Genomic DNA, 18,225 nt, shown 5'->3' with positions numbered 1-18,225 from the left:
AGCACATATCTGTGCAAAATCTAAGTAACAGGCGTATCCGCCGATATTTGGTCTGCCGCCTAAAGCGGCCGGAAGCACGTGACTTTAGTCATGTGAGGTTCACGGATAATAACATGTCTGATTTTAGTATCAACGAAATGCAGGAAATGCAGAAAGCGGGAAAAATGCGGACTGAAAAACAGAAGACCGGAATTGTATGGGATTCTCACAGGAGGACGAAAGTGAAAAACCGGAAGCTGCGTGGGAAAATCCTGTCCTTGTGATAGTCAGAGGGATCAAGTATAATGAGTCATATAAAATGTTGACGGGAGGGATTTGCATGGGAAGTTATCTGAATCCGGGAAATGAAGCATTTGCGGTTGCATTAAATTCTGAGATTTATGTTGATAAAACAGGACTGCTGACTTATACGAATAAAGTCATGAACACTCTGCAGGGATATATCTGCAACAGCCGCCCGCGGCGGTTTGGAAAATCAATTACGGCAAACATGCTCACCGCGTATTACAGCAAGGGCTGCAGTTCGAAAGAAATGTTTTCCGGGCTGGAAATCAGCAGGGCAAAGGATTTTGAAAAACATCTGAATCAGTATGATGTGCTCCACTGGGATATCCAATGGTGTATGGAACCGGCAGGCGGACCGGAGCGGATTGTTTCCTATATCTCAGAAAAAACGATTTCGGAGTTAAAAGAATATTATCCCCATATACTTCCAGAAGAAATCCGGTCACTGCCGGAGGCGCTGTCGCGGATCAACGCGGCATCCGGAACAAAATTTATTGTGATTATAGACGAATGGGATGTTCTGATTCGTGACGAGGCGGCGGATCTCAAAACACAGGAAGAATATATCAATTTTCTGCGGGCGATGTTCAAAGGGACGGAGCCGACAAAATATATTCAATTGGCATATCTGACAGGTATTTTGCCTGTAAAAAAAGAAAAGACACAGTCGGCGCTGAACAATTTCAAAGATTATTCGATGCTACATGCCGGGCCGATTGCACCATATGTAGGTTTTACAGAAACAGAAGTTCAAAAACTATGTGAAGTATATGGTCAGAGGTTTGAAGAAGTCAAACGATGGTACGACGGTTATCAGATTGGGAAATATCATGTATACAATCCAAATGCCGTTGTGAACCTGATGCTCGAAGGCGAATTCCAGAGCTACTGGTCCGGAACCGCATCCTATGAGGCGATTGTTCCGCTAATCAATATGGATTTTGATGGCCTGAAAAGTGCCGTAATCGAAATGCTTTCAGGAGATCATGTTCCGGTTGATGTTACCTCTTTTCAGAACGATACCGTTAGCTTCGCCAATAAAGACGATGTGCTGACGTATCTGATTCACCTTGGATATCTGGCCTATGACCGGACATTTAGAACTGCTTTTATTCCGAATGAGGAAATCCGTCAGGAATTGATTCTGGCAACGAAAAGGAAAAAATGGAATGAGTTGATTGTATTTCAAAAAGAATCAGAGCAGCTTCTGAAAGATACAATTCAGATGAATGGAAACGCAGTAGCAAAAGAAATTGAAAAAATTCACATGGAATATACTTCTGTGATTCAGTATAACAATGAAAACTTACTCAGCAGTGTTCTGTCCATTGCCTATTTGAGTTCCATGCAATACTATTTCAAACCAATCCGCGAATTTCCCGCGGGTCGTGGATTTGCAGACTTTGTGTTTATTCCAAAGCCGGAGTTTCAGAATTATTACCCGGCGCTTGTTGTGGAACTGAAATGGGACAAAAGTGTCAGAGCAGCATTAGATCAGATCAGAGACAGAAAATATCCGGAGTCTGTTGCATGCTATGCAGGGGAGCTTTTGCTGGTGGGAATTAACTACAATGAAAAAACAAAAGAACATGAATGCCGGATTGAAAAGTATGAAAAATAAAGGAGTATGTTCGTAAAAATAAAAACGAAAGATCAATATGCTAATATACGATTTGAGGTTTGCGGATTTGGCGCAAATGGCAATGAATGGATTGCCGATTACCACAGATTAAGAGCAATCACACATATTTCAATTTCAGTTTACAGAGATAAAAGAGTATGGATAAGATAGAGATATATCATTATTTAAAAAGGCAAAATATAGCGTATGAAATTACGGAACATAAGGCAGTTTTCAATATGGAAGAAGCAGATGCTGTTGATTTGCCGTATCCAGAGTGGGGCGCTAAAAATTTATATTCAAATGGATATGGATGGCCTGAAAGATTCTGTGGTTCGAATGCTTGCTGGTGAAGCAGTTCCGATTCATATCGGAACATTCAGTAACGATATGACCACGTTTGCAACGAAAGATGATGTACTGACCTTACTGGTGCATCTTGGCTATCTGACCTACAACAGCATTGATGAAACTGTGAGCATTCCCAATAAAGAAGTTTCAAAGGAATATGTCAACGCAATCAGCACAATGAACTGGCATGACGTAGCGGATTTGCCGATGTGTGTATGATCCCAAGACCGTGCCATCTGGATAAGCCGGCGATTGTGATTGAACTGAAATGGGACAAAAGTGCAGTTGGAGCAATCGAACAAATTAAAGAAAAACAGTATGGAAATGCATTGAAAGACTATCAGGGAAATTTGCTGCTTGTCGGTATCAATTATAATAAAAAAACGAAGAAACATGAATGTGTTATTGAGACAATGCAAAAATAAAAAACGGAAGTCTCATATCTGCGCAGTAAGGGTGGCGGATATGGGACTTTTTGGTAAAGACAAATAAAATTTATGGAGGAAACAGAATGATTATTGATTCTTATGATATCACCAGTGAGCCTATCGTAAAGCTGGAGAATTTTTATGGGGAGAAGCAGCATCTGGTAAAAAAATGTATGGTAATTTTTTCAAAAGTAATATATGAATACATGCTTGAAAAATTCCCATGCCGACAGATTGCAGAAGTAAGAGCATGCAATGGAAATATACCGGTTTGGACTCTGCCATATGAGGGAGAAACGATTGCTTTCTACCTGACACCAATTGGTTCCACTCTTGCAGCCGGAACGATTGCCGAAGTCAACCATTTGATAGGTGCATCCACTTTTATCATGTTTGGCTCGTGCGGCAGTCTGGAAAAAGAAGCAACCGATGGAAAGTTTATTCTCCCGACGGAGGCATACCGGGGAGAAGGACTGTCCTATTATTTTGCAGAACCGCAGGACTACATAAAAATAAAAAACACGGACAAACTGGCGGAATTTTTCAAAGAAAGGAAACTGCCATACGTTCAGGGGCGCGTATGGACGACAGACAGTATGCTTCGGGAAACGGTAAATCTTGTAAGAAAACGAAAAGAAGAAGGATGCATTGCCGTGGAAATGGAACTCGCAGGCGTTCAGGCGATCTGTGATTTTTATGGATTTGAACTGTATGATTTTCTTGTTGCGGGAGATGTGCTGATCGAAGGAAACTATGAAACGGATGGATTATCTGCCGCTAACCACGATCTGGATAAGCTGTTTCTGGCGCTGCAGATAGCGAAAAACATGAGGATAGAGGGACGGTAAAATGAAATATAAAGAAAACATAATTTTGAAAAATGGGCAGGATTGCATAATACGAAATGTTCTGTATGAAGATGGGTTGAGATGTCGGATTTGTATGTAGTAACACATAGTGAGTCCGATTATTTACTTTCCTATCCAGAAGAATATCGTGCCGAATTCGGCATTGATGTTGTGAAGGAACACAGGCGGAATGTCTGGTAGTAAATTTTGCCTTTCATGAACTGGGAATGTCTGCGGTAAATGCCGATGCGATCAGAAAGAACACCAGAAGCCGGCATGTGCTGGAGAAAGCGGGATTTCGTTTTCAGGAATGTTACAGATAAAGAATATATGGCCGGCATCCATGCTGACGTTGATAAAAATACAGATATGAAAGTGTTTATATATGATGGAAAAGACACAGAACCATACACAAAATAAATGTTTTCTGATTGTGAGATGCTTCATGGGCGGTTATCGCAGAGGATAGATGATAATGGAGGAAGATTCAGTGGCGGAACAGCTTAGCAATTATAAAAAAAGGACAAAACAAGCAGGGAAAATCCTGTTCTTGTGATAGTCAGAGGAATCAAGTATAATGAAACATATAAAATTTTGACGGGAGGGATTTTGCATGGGAAGTTATCTGAATCCGGGAAATTTTTCGTTTTGTGGAAGTCTTCGCTCTAAAATATATGTAGACAAAAGTGAATTAATTGCAAAGACAAACGAAGTTCTTTGTACAGAACAGAGATACATCTGTGTGAGCCGTCCAAGGAGATTTGGTAAATCAATGGCCGCCAATATGCTTGCTGCGTATTATGATCGAAGCGAAAATACAGAAGAACTTTTTCAGAATCTTGCAATCCGTGAAGACAAGTCCTATAAAGAAAATCTGAATCAGTACGATGTTATCAAAATTAATATGCAGGAATTTTTAAGCATGTCAGGAACAATGGAAGAAATGCTGGAAATGTTGAAAAATTATCTTGCAGCAGATTTTGAGGAAACTTATCCGGAAGTGCGTTTTCGGGATGAAAAGAATCTGATCCAGGTAATGAAAGATGTATTTTCATATACCAGATGCCCTTTTGTCATTCTGATTGATGAGTGGGACTGTCTGTTTCGGGAATATAAACAGGATAAAGATGCACAGAAAAAATATCTCGATTTTCTCCGTGCATGGCTGAAAGACAAAGATTATGTTGCACTGGCCTACATGACGGGAATTCTTCCGATCAAGAAATATGGATCTCATTCCGCATTAAATATGTTTACCGAGTATTCCATGACAGATCCCGGCGATCTGGCGGAATATTTTGGTTTCACGGAGAGGGAGGTATCGGCCCTCTGTAAGAAATATGAGATGAGTTTTGAAGAAGCAAAAACGTGGTACGATGGTTATCAGCTGATTGCGCATCGGCAGACGGGAGACGAAATTTATTCTATGTACAGCCCAAAATCCGTTGTAGAAGCCATGCTGCGCCACAAATTCGGAACCTATTGGAACCAGACGGAAACGTATGAGGCCTTAAAAATTTATATTCAAATGGATATGGATGGCCTGAAAGATTCTGTGGTTCGAATGCTTGCTGGTGAAGCAGTTCCGATTCATATCGGAACATTCAGCAACGATATGACCACGTTTGCGATGAAAGATGATGTGTTAACTCTGCTGGTGCACCTCGGTTATCTGACTTACAACAGCATAAATGAAACCGTGAGCATTCCCAATAAAGAAGTTTCCCGGGAATATGTCAATGCAATCAGCACAATGAATTGGCATGGTGTAGCAGATTCTGTGGAATCTTCCCGCAAATTACTGGAATCTTTATGGGCAATGGATGCAGATGCCGTCGCAGCCGGAGTGGAAAAAGCGCATGAGGAAATTTCAATTCTCCAATATAATGATGAAAATTCTCTTAGCTGTACCATTCAGCTCGCCTTCTATTTTGCACGGGAATACTACACTATGGTTCGGGAACTGCCGGCAGGAAAAGGATTTGCCGATGTATGCATGATCCCAAGACCGTGCCATCTGGATAAGCCGGCGATTGTGATTGAACTGAAATGGGACAAAAGTGCAGTTGGCGCGATAGAACAGATCAAAGAAAAACAGTATGGAAACGCGTTGAAAGATTATCAGGGGAATTTGCTGCTTGCTGGAATTAACTATAATAGGAAAACGAAGAAACACGAATGTGTTATTGAGACAATGCAAAAATAAAAAACGGAAGTCTCATATCTGCGCAGTAAGGGTGGCGGATATGGGACTTTTTGGTAAAGACAATTAAAATTTATGGGAGAAAACAGAATGATTATTGATTCTTATGATATCACCAGTGAGCCTATTGTAAAATCGGAGAATTTTTGTCACCTGTTCTGCATGAAACCAGAATAACGGCGGAGCAGGACAGGGAAAGCATAGTTTGTGACATCTGTCAAACCATAATATCCAATGGAAAATAATTGCTTCGGACAGGGAATGATCTTTGTTCTGCCAGAGAAATATGATAAAATAAGAAACAGAAATAAATTTTTTTGCAAGCCCGTCGGTGGTAAAGGATTTAGGAGGGAGCAGACCCATGAAATCAGTAATTTCCATTGGAAACCAGGATTTTGTATCCATTAGAAAGAATAACTGTTTTTATGAATCAGGTAGCACTTCAGACCTTCAGCAGTTTCGACACGGGTGGAAAACCGTCAGAGGAACTCGAACCAGAAAGATTTTACCATGGATTTGTCCTTGGGCTGATTGTCGATCTGGCCGGAAAATACAGAATCACATCCAACAGAGAAAGTGGATTTGGACGGTATGACGTAGTAATGGAGCCATTGAAAGAAAACTTGGATGCGATCGTGATGGAATTCAAGGTTCAGAATACATCAAAAGAAAAGTCGCTGGAAGAGACGGTGGAACATGCACTTCGTCAGATTCAGAAAAAACAGTATGACACAGAATTGCTTGCCAGAGGAATCACAAAGGAGCGGATCAGGCATTATGGATTTGCGTTTCGGGGAAAGAAAGTGTTGATGGGAAATTGACGCAGACCATCTATGGGCATTGGAGAAAAACACGCGTGCCATTGCGTTTTACAACCGCCACGGATTTCAGTGGACAGGAACGAAACAGCTGGAAGCGGATTGCGAATATCCGCTTTACTGAAGCAAAAATAGCCGAAAAGCCTGTTCTACCGTATCGGTCATATTTTCTGCCGCATTTTTCACATCCATAGCTTCTTCGAGTGAAACGACGCTTCGCAGAATCGGGAAAAATGCATCAATTCCGGCGGCGTTGCATGCAGATGCATCCTTTGTGACACAGCCGGAGAACGCAAGGACAGGTTTGCCGTATTCTTTTGAAAGTTTTGCAACTCCGATCGGCGCTTTTCCCATCACGGTTTGTCCGTCGAGCCGTCCTTCGCCGGTGATAACAAGATCAGCATCTTTTACATCATCACGAAGCCGGGTTTCGTCCAGTACGATCTGAATGCCGGGTTCCAGCGAAGCAGAAAGAAACGTCTGAAAAGCAAATCCAAGTCCGCCCGCAGCACCTGTTCCGGGAATTTCCGCGTCGACGTTCGGGAATGTTTTCCGGCAGAGCGCGGCGTAGGAGGCAAGCGATGTGTCCATACGTTTGATCATGACAGCATCCGCGCCCTTCTGCGGTCCGAAAACGGCGCTGCAGCCGTTGGAACCACAGAGCGGATTCGTTACATCGCAGGCAATACGGAAGGTGCATTCCGAAAGTTCCGGCAGAACGTGATCTGTCGTAATCGCGGTAAGAGATTCCAGCCCGACGGCACCAAAAGGAACCTGTTTTCCTTCTGCATCGAGCAGTCCGAAACCGAGTGCCTGTAGCATACCAATACCGCCGTCATTCGTGGCACTTCCGCCGATTCCGATAATAAAATGGCGGCAGCCACGCAGAACCGCATCCTGGATTACTTCACCGACACCGTATGTCGTTGTATACAACGGATTTCGCTCCGTATCCGAAACAAGCGTAATTCCAGCTGCACCGGACATCTCAATAACAGCTGTCTGTGCCTGTTCTATTACGCCATACGTACACGAAACTGTCTTTTGTGCCGGTCCCGTCACAGGAACGGACACAAACTGTCCGCCGAGTCCTTCCGTCAGAGCCTGTACCGTCCCTTCTCCTCCGTCCGCCAGTGTCCGCACAACCGTTTTAACATCTGGATCCACCCTGTGAATCCCTTGCGCAGCAGCATTCCCGGCCTGAAGAGACGAGAGACTTCCTTTAAATGAATCAATTGCAATTGCAACCTTCAAACTTTCACTTCCGTTTCCTTATAAGATACCATGATTTTACCATCCCCATGTCCAAATAGCAACGCACACCCCTGAAAATCCCGTAAAATCGCGGAAAAGAACCGATAAAATATGCTTTCCACTCTTGACAACGCTTACAGCCCCTAGTTATAATAAGGCATGAAAAACGATGACGAAGACAGTAGTCTGCGCGTGAACGGTCTGTGGAAAGCGAGCCGGGGATGGTGGGAGTCCGGTACAAGTAGCGGCAGGTGAACATCACTTCCAAGTTGCAGTTCTGAATCTGCGTACCCGGCGCATAAAATATAGAAAACCGGAGAGCAGTGGTAAGAAGTTGCCGGCCGTTCCCCGTTACAGGAAATGCATATGATAGTATGTAACAGGTGGTTACGATAAGTACAGCTTTCGTCCTATTACAGGGCGGGAGCTTTTTCTTATTTTACGCGAACAAATCAAACGAGAAACTTAAGTTTCAGGAGGTACAAGCATGTACAAGAAAGTTTCAACCGACATGAACTTTGTCGAGAGAGAAAAACAGGTTGAGAAGTTCTGGGAAGACAATCAGATCTTCGAGAAAAGTATGAAAGTGCGTGAAGGAAATCCGTCCTACGTATTCTATGACGGACCGCCGACCGCAAACGGAAAACCGCACATCGGCCACGTAGAGACCCGTGTTATCAAGGATATGATTCCGAGATACCGTACTATGAAAGGCTATCAGGTACCGAGAAAAGCAGGCTGGGATACCCACGGACTGCCGGTAGAGCTGGAAGTTGAGAAAAAACTCGGTCTGGACGGAAAAGATCAGATCGAAAAATACGGCGTAGAGCCATTCATCGAGCAGTGTAAAGAGAGCGTATGGAAATACGAGGGAATGTGGGAAGACTTCTCCCATACCGTTGGCTTCTGGGCTGATATGAAAAACCCATACGTTACGTATCATAACGACTACATCGAGTCCGAGTGGTGGGCATTAAAAGAGATCTGGAAGAAAGGTCTTCTGTACGAAGGACACAAAATCGTTCCTTACTGCCCGCGCTGCGGTACCCCGCTTTCTTCCCACGAAGTAGCACAGGGATACAAAGATGTCAAAGAACGTTCTGCCGTTGTCCGCTTTAAAGTAAAAGGCGAGGACGCATACATCCTGGCATGGACCACCACACCGTGGACCCTTCCGTCCAACGTTGCACTCTGCGTCAACCCGGATGAGGATTACGTAAAAGTAACAAGCAAAGGATATACCTATTATATGGCAGCCGCTCTGGTAGATACCGTTCTTGGAGAAGGCGCCGAGGTTCTGGAGCATTATCAGGGCAAAGATCTCGAGTTCAAAGAGTACGAGCCGCTGTTCCCGTACGCTGAGAAGAGAATCGGAAACAAAAAAGCATACTATGTAGTCTGCGATACCTACGTAACACTGACCGATGGTACCGGTGTTGTTCATATCGCTCCTGCATTCGGTGAGGACGACTCCAAGGTCGGCCACAGATACGATCTTCCATTCGTACAGTTAGTAAACGAAAAAGGTGAGATGACAGAGGAAACTCCGTGGGCAGGCACTTTCTGTAAGAAAGCAGATATGGCCGTTCTGCAGGCACTCGAGGACAAGGATCTTCTGTTTGATGCGCCGCTGTTCGAGCACAGCTACCCGCACTGCTGGAGATGCGATACTCCGCTGATCTACTACGCACGTGAGACCTGGTTCATCCGCATGACTGCAGTAAAAGAGGATCTGATCCGCAACAACAACACCATCAACTGGATTCCGGAGAGCATCGGAAAAGGACGCTTCGGTGACTGGCTGGAAAACGTTCAGGACTGGGGACTTTCCAGAAACCGTTACTGGGGAACTCCGCTTCCGGTATGGCAGTGTGAATGCGGCCATCAGGACTGCATCGGCAGCATCGAAGAGCTGAAAGAAAAAGCCGACAACTGCCCGGATGACATCGAGCTTCACCGCCCATACATCGACGCAGTGACCATTAAGTGCCCGAAATGCGGTAAAGAGATGCACCGTGTACCGGAGGTTATCGACTGCTGGTTCGATTCCGGATCCATGCCGTTCGCACAGCATCACTATCCATTCGAGAACAAAGAAATCTTCGAGAAACAGTTCCCGGCACAGTTTATTTCCGAGGCTGTAGACCAGACACGTGGATGGTTCTACTCCCTGCTTGCAATTTCCACTCTGCTGTTCAACAAAGCACCATACGAAAACGTTATCGTTCTTGGTCTGGTACAGGATGAGAACGGACAGAAGATGAGTAAATCCAAAGGAAATGCGGTAGATCCGTTTGACGCACTGCAGACCTACGGTGCCGATGCGATCCGCTGGTACTTCTACACCAGCAGCGCTCCGTGGCTGCCGAGCCGTTTCGCAGGCAAGACGGTCGTGGAAGGACAGAGAAAGTTCATGGGAACCCTGTGGAACACCTACGCATTCTTTGTTCTGTATGCAAACATCGACAACTTCGATGCAACAAAATACAGTCTGGAGTATGACAAGCTGGCTGTTATGGATAAATGGCTGCTGTCCCGTCTGGAATCCACTGTAAAAGCTGTAGACGACAACCTGGCAAATTACCGTATCCCGGAGGCAGCAAAAGCACTGCAGTCCTTCGTGGATGATATGAGTAACTGGTATGTACGCCGCTCCCGTGAGCGTTTCTGGGCAAAAGGCATGGAGCAGGATAAGATCAATGCTTACATGACTCTGTACACCGCACTGGTGACCGTTGCAAAAGCAGCAGCTCCGATGATTCCGTTCATGACCGAGGATATTTATCAGAACCTCGTAAAGAGCATCGATGCAAGTGCACCGGAAAGTATCCACCTGTGTGACTTCCCGGAGGTACATGAGAACTGGATCGATCCGAAGATGGAAGAGGATATGGCCGACCTGCTGGAGATCGTCGTTATGGGACGTGCCGCAAGAAACACCGCCAATATCAAGAACCGTCAGCCGATCGGAACGATGTATGTTAAGAGCGAGTTCCAGCTTTCCGAATTCTACAAAGAGATCATCGAGGACGAGCTGAATGTCAAAGAAGTTGTATTCAAAGATGACATCGCAGATTTCATCAGCTACAGCTTCAAACCGCAGATGCGTACCGTAGGACCAAAATACGGAAAACTCCTGAACAAGATCAAAACCGTACTGTCCGAGCTCGATGGAAACAAGGCAATGGCAGAGCTGAAGAGCACCAGCGAACTTAAACTTGACATCGATGGACAGGAAATTGTATTATTAGAGGAGGATTTGCTGATCGACATGGCACAGATGGAAGGCTATGTTTCCGAATCCGACCATACAATCACTGTTGTTCTGGATACCAATCTGACTCCGGAACTGATCGAAGAAGGCTTCGTACGTGAGCTGGTAAGCAAAATCCAGACTATGCGTAAAGAGGCAGGCTTTGAGGTTATGGACAAGATCCGTGTATACGCAAAAGACAACGATAAGATTGTAGACATCATGAAAAACCATGGTGATGAAATTAAATCTGAAGTTCTGGCAGAAGATATCGTGACCGGAGAGACAAAGGGCTATGAGAAGGAGTGGAATATCAACTCCGAAAAGGTTACCATGGCAGTAGAACGTATCTAAGATTATTTTTGGATGTGTTTTCACGACGATCATTAATATGAAATTGGCCTGCGAGCGGGGAGAAAAACAAGCTCTCCGCTCGCAGACTGCTATTAAGGAGGACGCAGATGTTAAACGCCGAGTTCAAAAAAGAAACTTTTAAGAACAGTGTGAAAGAAAATGTAAAAATGCTGTACAGAAAGAACCTGGAAGATGCTTCCCAGCAGGAAATTTATCAGGCAGTCTGCTATGCAGTAAAAGATGTTATTATTGATAACTGGCTGAAAACCCAGAAGGCAATGGAAGAACAGGATCCGAAGATTCTGTACTATATGTCCATGGAATTCCTGATGGGCCGTGCACTTGGAAATAACCTGATCAACCTGACTGCATATAAACAGGTACAGGAAGCTCTCGAGGAAATGGGACTGAACCTGAACCTTCTGGAGGATCAGGAGAGAGATCCGGCTCTTGGAAACGGCGGTCTTGGCCGTCTGGCAGCATGCTTTCTGGATTCTCTGGCTACTCTTGGATATCCGGCGTACGGCTGCGGTATCCGTTACAAGTACGGTATGTTCAAACAGCAGATCCGCGACGGTTATCAGGTAGAAGTACCGGATAACTGGCTGAAAAACGGCTATCCATTCGAGCTGAAACGTCCGGAGTATGCAAAAGAGGTAAAATTCGGCGGATATGTGGCGCAGGAGTACGATGAGGCTACCGGACGCGTAAACTTTGTGCAGAAGGATTACCAGTCTGTCAATGCAATTCCTTACGACATGCCGATCGTAGGATATGACAACGACGTTGTAAATACTCTGACTATCTGGGATGCAGAGGCTATTCAGGACTTCTCATTGGATTCCTTCGACAAGGGTGATTACCACAAAGCTGTTGAGCAGGAAAACCTTGCAAAGACCATCGTAGAGGTTCTGTATCCGAACGATAACCATTACGAAGGAAAAGAGCTGCGTCTGAAACAGCAGTATTTCTTTATTTCTGCAAGCGTACAGAGAGCAGTTGCAAAATATAAAAAACAGCACGATGATATTACGAAGCTGTATGAGAAGGTTACCTTCCAGCTGAATGATACCCACCCGACCGTAGCTGTTCCGGAGCTGATGCGAATTCTGATGGATGTGGAAGGCCTTGGCTGGGATGAGGCATGGGAGATTACGACAAAGACCTGTGCATACACGAACCATACGATTATGGCAGAGGCACTTGAAAAATGGCCGGTTGACCTGTTCTCCAGACTTCTTCCGCGTATCTATCAGATCGTAGAAGAGATCAACCGCCGCTTCCTGATCCAGGTAAGAGAGCAGTACCCGGGTGATGAGGAAAAAGTCCGCCAGATGGCAGTGATCTACGACGGACAGGTTCATATGGCTCGTCTGGCTATCGTAGGCGGATATTCTGTCAACGGTGTTGCAAAGCTTCATACCGAGATCCTGAAAAAACAGACCTTAAAAGACTTCTACGAAATGACTCCGGAGAAGTTCAACAATAAGACGAACGGTATTACACAGCGTCGTTTCCTGCTTCACGGAAATCCGCTTCTGGCTGACTGGGTAACTGAGTATGCCGGAAATGGCTGGATTACCGATCTTCCGAAGATCAAAAAGATTGCTGAGCTTGCAGATGATACACAGGCACAGAAGGAATTTATGGAGATTAAACACAAAAATAAAGTTCGCCTGGCAAAATACATCAAAGAGCATAACGGCATTGATGTAGATCCGAACTCTATTTTTGACGTTCAGGTAAAGCGTCTGCATGAGTACAAACGCCAGTTTATGAACATTCTTCATATTATGTACCTGTATGACCGTCTGAAAAAGAACCCGGATATGCCGTTTTACCCAAGAACCTTTATCTTTGGAGCGAAAGCTTCCGCAGGCTATGAGCGTGCAAAAGCAATCATCAAACTGATCAACTCCGTTGGGGATGTCGTAAATAACGATCCGACCATCAAAGGAAAGATCAAAGTCGTATTTATCGAGGATTATCGTGTCAGCAACGCAGAGCTGATCTTTGCAGCTGCCGATGTTTCCGAGCAGATTTCTACCGCAAGTAAAGAGGCTTCCGGTACCGGTAACATGAAGTTCATGCTGAACGGTGCCCTGACTCTTGGAACCATGGACGGTGCAAACGTAGAGATCGTTGAGGAAGTTGGAAAAGAGAACGCCTTTATCTTCGGACTTTCCGCAGATCAGGTTATCGAATATGAGAACAACTACACCTACGATCCGATGAGCTACTTCATCCACGATCAGGACATCCACAACGTAGTGATGGATCTGATCAGCGGAAGATACTCAAACGGCGACACCATGATGTTCCGTGATCTGTATGACTCCCTGCTCACACCGAAGAATGCTCCGCGCCCGGATATGTACTTTACCCTGGCAGACTTCAAGTCCTATGCGGCAGCACAGGAGCGTGTTGAGGATAAATACAGAAATACTTCTGCATGGGCAAGAAGCGCGATCCTGAATACCGCACACAGCGGCAAATTCACATCCGACCGTACCATCCAGCAGTATGTAGATGATATCTGGCATCTGGACAAGATTACTGTCAGAAAGTAATCGGAATCAAATATAAGTAGTTAGGGGACACCTGCTTTTCCGGGAAAAACCGGAGGGGCGGGTGTTCTTTTTTGATGCCCGCTGGAAGGATTTGCATCCCGAAAAATGCCTGCAAAACAGGCATTCTTTTGACATTCTACGGGGAGTGTGGTACACTGTTCGTGTCTATGAACTAAAACAATCTGAAATGTATTGAGGTGAAAAGATTGGATAAAGCTGAATATCAAAGCCGGCTGGAAGAGCTGAACAGTCTGGTAAAAAAAGAGGACTATGAGGGGGCACTTGCAGTTGTAGAAGCCGTTGACTGGCGGCGTGTCAAGAGTCTGCGCACGCTCGGCATGGTAGCGGATGTCTATGAGGCGAACAAACGATATCCGGAGGCGAAGAAGATTCTGCTGATGGCGTATGACCGTTCCTCCATCGGAAAGGGCATTCTGTATCGCCTGGTAGAGGTCTCCGTAAAAATGAAAGACTTTGATGAGGCGATTGACTTTTACAACGAGTTTGAAGCAGTCGCACGTCACGATAATTCCCGGTATCTGCTGAAATACAAGATTTTAAGAGGACAGAAAGCGCCGCTTGAGGAGCAGATTTCCCTTCTGGAGGAATACAAAGAGCGGGAATTTACCGAGAGATGGGCATATGAACTGGCAAACCTTTACAGCAAAGCCGGAGAGACGCAGAAATGCATCGATGCCTGTGATGAGCTGATCCTGTGGTTCAGCGAGGGCAAATATGTAACAAAGGCAATGGATCTGAAAATGAAGTACGAGCCGCTGTCACCGTCCCAGCAGATCAAATACGAGCATCGTTTTGACTACAAAAAGAATGAAGAGCCGTCCGAGGATCCGGAAGCACTTAAAGTGCGGTTAGCCGGAGAGAGCGGAGCCGGTGAAATGGCTGCGACGAAAGAGCCGGCAGAGACGCCGGAAGTAAAACCGGTAAACGGCGGTGTGATGAGCCAGTATGTGGCCGGTGAAGAAGAAAAAGAAGCCGGTTCGCCGTACGAAGCATATGAGAAAACACAGCAGGCCGAGGCAGATGCAGAGCAGGTGCAGGAGTACGAAGCACTGCAGCAGACAGAGGAGCCGATCGAGGAGATTCCGGAAGAGCAGGCGTATGCAGACAGCACGCCGACGTACCTTGGAAATACGATCGATCTTCACGCAGAGCTTGCAAAGAGCATCCGCGATGTCTTCTCCTTCCGCGGAAAGAAACAGGAAGAGACGGCAGTCGAGGAAGAGACAAGCGAAGAGCCGGTACAGTACGAAGTAAAAGATCTGGAGCCGGAGCAGCTTGATGTAAACGTAGAGGTATCCCCGGATGCCAACACGACGATCAAGACAAGACCGCGGCCAAAACCGAAGGAAAAAGCCGAGCCGGTAATGCCGAAAGCACCGAAGCCGGAGAAGAAATACGAAGAGCCGGACCTTGAAGCACTGTTCCAGGAGACCGCAGCAAACCTGTCGGAGGAAGTTGCGGAGGAAGAAGCAGAAGAGCCAGTGGAACCGGCAGCAGAAGCCGAAACCGCAGAGCAGCCGATGGATCCGGAGTCCGAGGCAGAGGCACGGGAAGCGGCAGAGGAGCCGCAGGCGGAAGCTGAGCCGGAAGAAGCAGCAGAACCGGCAGATGAAGCGGAAACCGAAGAGATCACAGAACCGGCGGATGAGGCTGAAACCGAAGAAGCTGCAGAGCCGATGGATGAAGCTGAGATCGAAGAGATTATAGAACCGGCAGCCGAGGCTGAAATCGAAGAAGCAGAAGTTACAGAACCAGCAGTGGAAGCTGAAACAGAAGCAGCCGAGAAGGCTCAGGCGGAAGCCGAAATTGAGGAAACCGTAGAACCGGCGGAGACGCCGTCCATGGATGCAACGGTTGTCATCCCGGATCTGAAACCGGCAGAGGAGACACGGCCGACCATCGATTTTAGTGAGCTTCAGGCAGCGCTGAACGCAGAAGTGCAGGAAGCTGAAAAAGCATCGGAAATCGAACTGCCGGACGAGCCGGAAACTGCGGAAGCAGAACCTGCTGATGAGCCGGAAAGCGAAACAGAGCCGGAAACCCCGGCCGAGACTGAGCCAGCCGATCCGTTTGAGCCGGCAGGAACCCAGCCGATCGAGATTACCCCGGAGGAAATCGAAATCGAAGTTCCGACCGAGCCAAAGCGTGAGCGCGTATCCGATGCGACGATCAACATGAGCATCGAAAAAACAACGGATGCCACCGTTCAGCTGATCCGCGACAACATTCCGGAAGGAACTGTTGCGAAATCGATTGAAGAGGTGCTCCGCGAGGAGACGCCGGAGGAGGCAAGACTCCGCATCCTGAACGACACCCAGCCGGATAAGCTGAGTGATGAGCAGAAAGCGCTGTTTACTTACTTTGCGAAAGTTCCAGGCATGGATATCCAGATTCTGGATGCAATGCATGGTGTTTATCATTACGCAGGCGACCGTACTTCCCGTCATGGAAACATTGCCATTATGGGCGGATACGGTACTGGAAAAACGAAGCTGTCGGAGGATCTCGTCCGTGCAATCTGTGCTGACTTAAAACTTCCGGCAACGAAGATGGCCCGTCTGGATGCATCTGTTCTGAACAAAAAGGACTGTGCGCAGATTGTTTCAAAGCTGGCGGGAGGTTTCCTCCTGATCGAGCGTGCCGGTCTGATGTACCCGGAGACGATCGAGAAGCTGTCGCAGGCAATGGATTTCCGTACCGACAGTCTGGTTCTGATCATCGAGGATGAGAAGGTCAGCATGAGAGGTCTTCTGCGGAATTACCCTGATTTTGCGAAGAAGTTTGAGACGGTCATTTCGATTCCTGTTTTCACGAACGACGAGCTGGTTACGTTTGCCCGCACGTATGCGCGTGAGAATGGATACAAGATGGACGAGATGGGTGTGCTTGCTCTGTATACACAGATTGGCAACAATCAGAAGGAGGGCGAGCCGATGACGATTTCACAGGTCAAAGATATGGTGGATCGTGCCATCGCCCATGCAGAAAAGGGAACCCGTAAATTCGGAAGACGCATGTCCAGAAAGCATACCGATGCGGACGACCGCGTGATTCTTTACGAGAAAGACTTTGAGTTCTAAATACATGGAGAATTTATGGAGAAAGTAAAACCGTGGCTCGGGGAGCCGCAGAATACAATAGCCGTACTGCAGAAGTACGGCTTTGTATTTCAGAAAAAGTATGGTCAGAATTTTCTGATCGATCCACATGTGCTGGATAAGATTGTAGCCGCTGCAGGTATCGGACCGGACGATTTTGTTGTGGAAATCGGACCTGGTATCGGTACGCTGACGCAGTATCTTGCGTATGCTGCGCGGAGTGTGTGTGCGGTGGAAATTGACAAGAATCTGATCCCGATTCTGGAGGATACGCTGTCGGATTATGATAATGTTGAGGTTATCAACAATGATGTTTTGAAGGTGGATCTGGCGGCGCTGGCGAAGGAGAAGAACAACGGACGGCCGATCAAGGTTGTGGCGAATCTTCCGTATTATATTACGACGCCGATTATTATGGGATTATTTGAGAATCATGTGCCGGTGGATTCGATTACGGTTATGGTTCAGAAGGAGGTTGCGGATCGGATGCAGACGGGGCCGGGATCGAAGGATTACGGGGCGCTGTCGCTGGCGGTGCAGTATTATGCGGAGCCGTATATTGTGGCGAATGTGCCGCCGAACTGTTTTATGCCGCGGCCGAAGGTTGGAAGTGCGGTGATCCGGTTGACGCGTCATGAGGTGATGCCGGTGGAGACGAAGGATGAGAAGTTGATGTTCTCCATTATTCGGGCGTCGTTTAATCAGAGACGGAAGACGCTGGCGAACGGACTGAAAAATTCGGAGCTGCTGCATTTTTCGAAAGAGGAGATTGAGGCTGCAATCACAGCCTGCGGCTGGCCGCTTACGATTCGTGGGGAGGCATTGAATTTACAGGAGTTTGCGCGGTTGACGGATGAATTGTGTAAATAGAGGGGACGCCTCGCCGCCGCTCGTCCGCCCTTGCGTGATGCGCATGGCAGCGGTGGAAAAGCGGGGGAAAAGGGCATGAAAAAAAGCACCGTTGGCGAAACAGTGCTTTCTTTCATTTTTATTTTTAAAGGAAGGAGAGCCGATTTTCTAATCGGCAATATGAAAAAGAAAATTGTGTAAATAATGTTGGCATTCATTATTTATGCTTTTAGTATACGGGTAAATTATGTTGAAAGCGTGTTCATGTTGTA

Annotated in this window: 10 protein-coding genes and 2 pseudogenes; 11 read left to right on the top strand and 1 reads right to left on the bottom strand. The window is 46.4% G+C overall.

Annotation, left to right across the window (positions count from 1 at the left end; genetic code table 11):
* Positions 1-319 precede the first annotated feature (319 nt).
* The 7 genes and pseudogenes from DW915_RS10645 to DW915_RS10615 all read left to right on the top strand — a co-directional run.
* Positions 320-1,906: an AAA family ATPase gene (locus DW915_RS10645; protein WP_055268130.1), complete on the top strand. Its 1,587-nt coding sequence runs from the start codon at positions 320-322 to the stop codon at positions 1,904-1,906.
* 158 nt (positions 1,907-2,064) lie between these two features.
* A complete protein-coding gene (locus tag DW915_RS15910) occupies positions 2,065-2,259 on the top strand; it encodes a hypothetical protein (RefSeq protein ID WP_173813644.1) in 195 nt (64 codons plus the stop codon).
* A pseudogene (locus DW915_RS16570) lies at positions 2,189-2,682 on the top strand (PD-(D/E)XK nuclease domain-containing protein); the annotation flags it as partial. The gene DW915_RS15910 and the pseudogene DW915_RS16570, both read left to right, overlap by 71 nt.
* An 86-nt stretch (positions 2,683-2,768) precedes the next feature.
* The gene (locus tag DW915_RS10630) at positions 2,769-3,533 is read left to right on the top strand and encodes a nucleoside phosphorylase (protein WP_118742105.1); all 765 of its coding nucleotides are present in this window, start codon (positions 2,769-2,771) and stop codon (positions 3,531-3,533) included.
* Positions 3,534-3,760: 227 nt separating this feature from the next.
* The gene (locus tag DW915_RS16565) at positions 3,761-3,856 is read left to right on the top strand and encodes a hypothetical protein (protein WP_416388192.1); all 96 of its coding nucleotides are present in this window, start codon (positions 3,761-3,763) and stop codon (positions 3,854-3,856) included.
* Between the two features lie 290 nt (positions 3,857-4,146).
* Complete coding sequence (locus tag DW915_RS10620) at positions 4,147-5,739, top strand: AAA family ATPase (protein ID WP_118742103.1); 1,593 nt, start codon at positions 4,147-4,149, stop codon at positions 5,737-5,739.
* Between the two features lie 416 nt (positions 5,740-6,155).
* Positions 6,156-6,557, top strand: a pseudogene (locus DW915_RS10615) (PD-(D/E)XK nuclease domain-containing protein); the annotation flags it as partial.
* Positions 6,558-6,671: 114 nt separating this feature from the next.
* On the opposite strand, the gene DW915_RS10610 reads toward DW915_RS10615, so the two are convergent.
* Positions 6,672-7,808: a glycerate kinase family protein gene (locus DW915_RS10610; RefSeq protein ID WP_055222019.1), complete on the bottom strand. Its 1,137-nt coding sequence runs from the start codon at positions 7,806-7,808 to the stop codon at positions 6,672-6,674.
* A gap of 487 nt (positions 7,809-8,295) precedes the next feature.
* Between DW915_RS10610 and ileS the strand changes: the two genes are divergently transcribed.
* From ileS to rsmA, 4 genes are all read left to right on the top strand, one after another.
* Complete coding sequence (ileS, locus tag DW915_RS10605) at positions 8,296-11,415, top strand: isoleucine--tRNA ligase (protein WP_118742102.1); 3,120 nt, start codon at positions 8,296-8,298, stop codon at positions 11,413-11,415.
* A 107-nt stretch (positions 11,416-11,522) separates the two neighbouring features.
* Positions 11,523-13,985 (top strand): glycogen/starch/alpha-glucan phosphorylase, encoded by a 2,463-nt coding sequence (locus DW915_RS10600; protein WP_118742101.1) that lies wholly within the window; start codon positions 11,523-11,525, stop codon positions 13,983-13,985.
* A 206-nt stretch (positions 13,986-14,191) separates the two neighbouring features.
* On the top strand, positions 14,192-17,086 hold the full coding sequence (locus DW915_RS10595; protein ID WP_118742100.1) for a hypothetical protein: 2,895 nt from the start codon (positions 14,192-14,194) through the stop codon (positions 17,084-17,086).
* Positions 17,087-17,101: 15 nt separating this feature from the next.
* Positions 17,102-17,974, top strand: coding sequence for a 16S rRNA (adenine(1518)-N(6)/adenine(1519)-N(6))-dimethyltransferase RsmA (gene rsmA / locus DW915_RS10590; RefSeq protein ID WP_022461748.1), 873 nt, complete (start codon positions 17,102-17,104; stop codon positions 17,972-17,974).
* Positions 17,975-18,225: the final 251 nt, after the last annotated feature.

It is taken from the genome of Blautia sp. AM42-2 (genome assembly GCF_003480245.1).
In the GTDB taxonomy this organism is placed as follows: domain Bacteria; phylum Bacillota; class Clostridia; order Lachnospirales; family Lachnospiraceae; genus Fusicatenibacter; species Fusicatenibacter saccharivorans.
This window is presented reverse-complemented; position numbering and strand designations above follow the sequence as displayed.

Excerpts from the sequence above, each read along its gene's own strand:
- DW915_RS10645 (WP_055268130.1), top strand. The coding sequence starts at position 320 with ATGGGAAGTTATCTGAATCCGGGAAATGAAGCATTTGCGGTTGCATTA.
- DW915_RS15910 (WP_173813644.1), top strand. The coding sequence starts at position 2,065 with ATGGATAAGATAGAGATATATCATTATTTAAAAAGGCAAAATATAGCG.
- DW915_RS10630 (WP_118742105.1), top strand. The coding sequence starts at position 2,769 with ATGATTATTGATTCTTATGATATCACCAGTGAGCCTATCGTAAAGCTG.
- DW915_RS16565 (WP_416388192.1), top strand. The coding sequence starts at position 3,761 with ATGTCTGCGGTAAATGCCGATGCGATCAGAAAGAACACCAGAAGCCGG.
- DW915_RS10620 (WP_118742103.1), top strand. The coding sequence starts at position 4,147 with ATGGGAAGTTATCTGAATCCGGGAAATTTTTCGTTTTGTGGAAGTCTT.
- ileS (WP_118742102.1), top strand. The coding sequence starts at position 8,296 with ATGTACAAGAAAGTTTCAACCGACATGAACTTTGTCGAGAGAGAAAAA.
- DW915_RS10600 (WP_118742101.1), top strand. The coding sequence starts at position 11,523 with ATGTTAAACGCCGAGTTCAAAAAAGAAACTTTTAAGAACAGTGTGAAA.
- rsmA (WP_022461748.1), top strand. The coding sequence starts at position 17,102 with ATGGAGAAAGTAAAACCGTGGCTCGGGGAGCCGCAGAATACAATAGCC.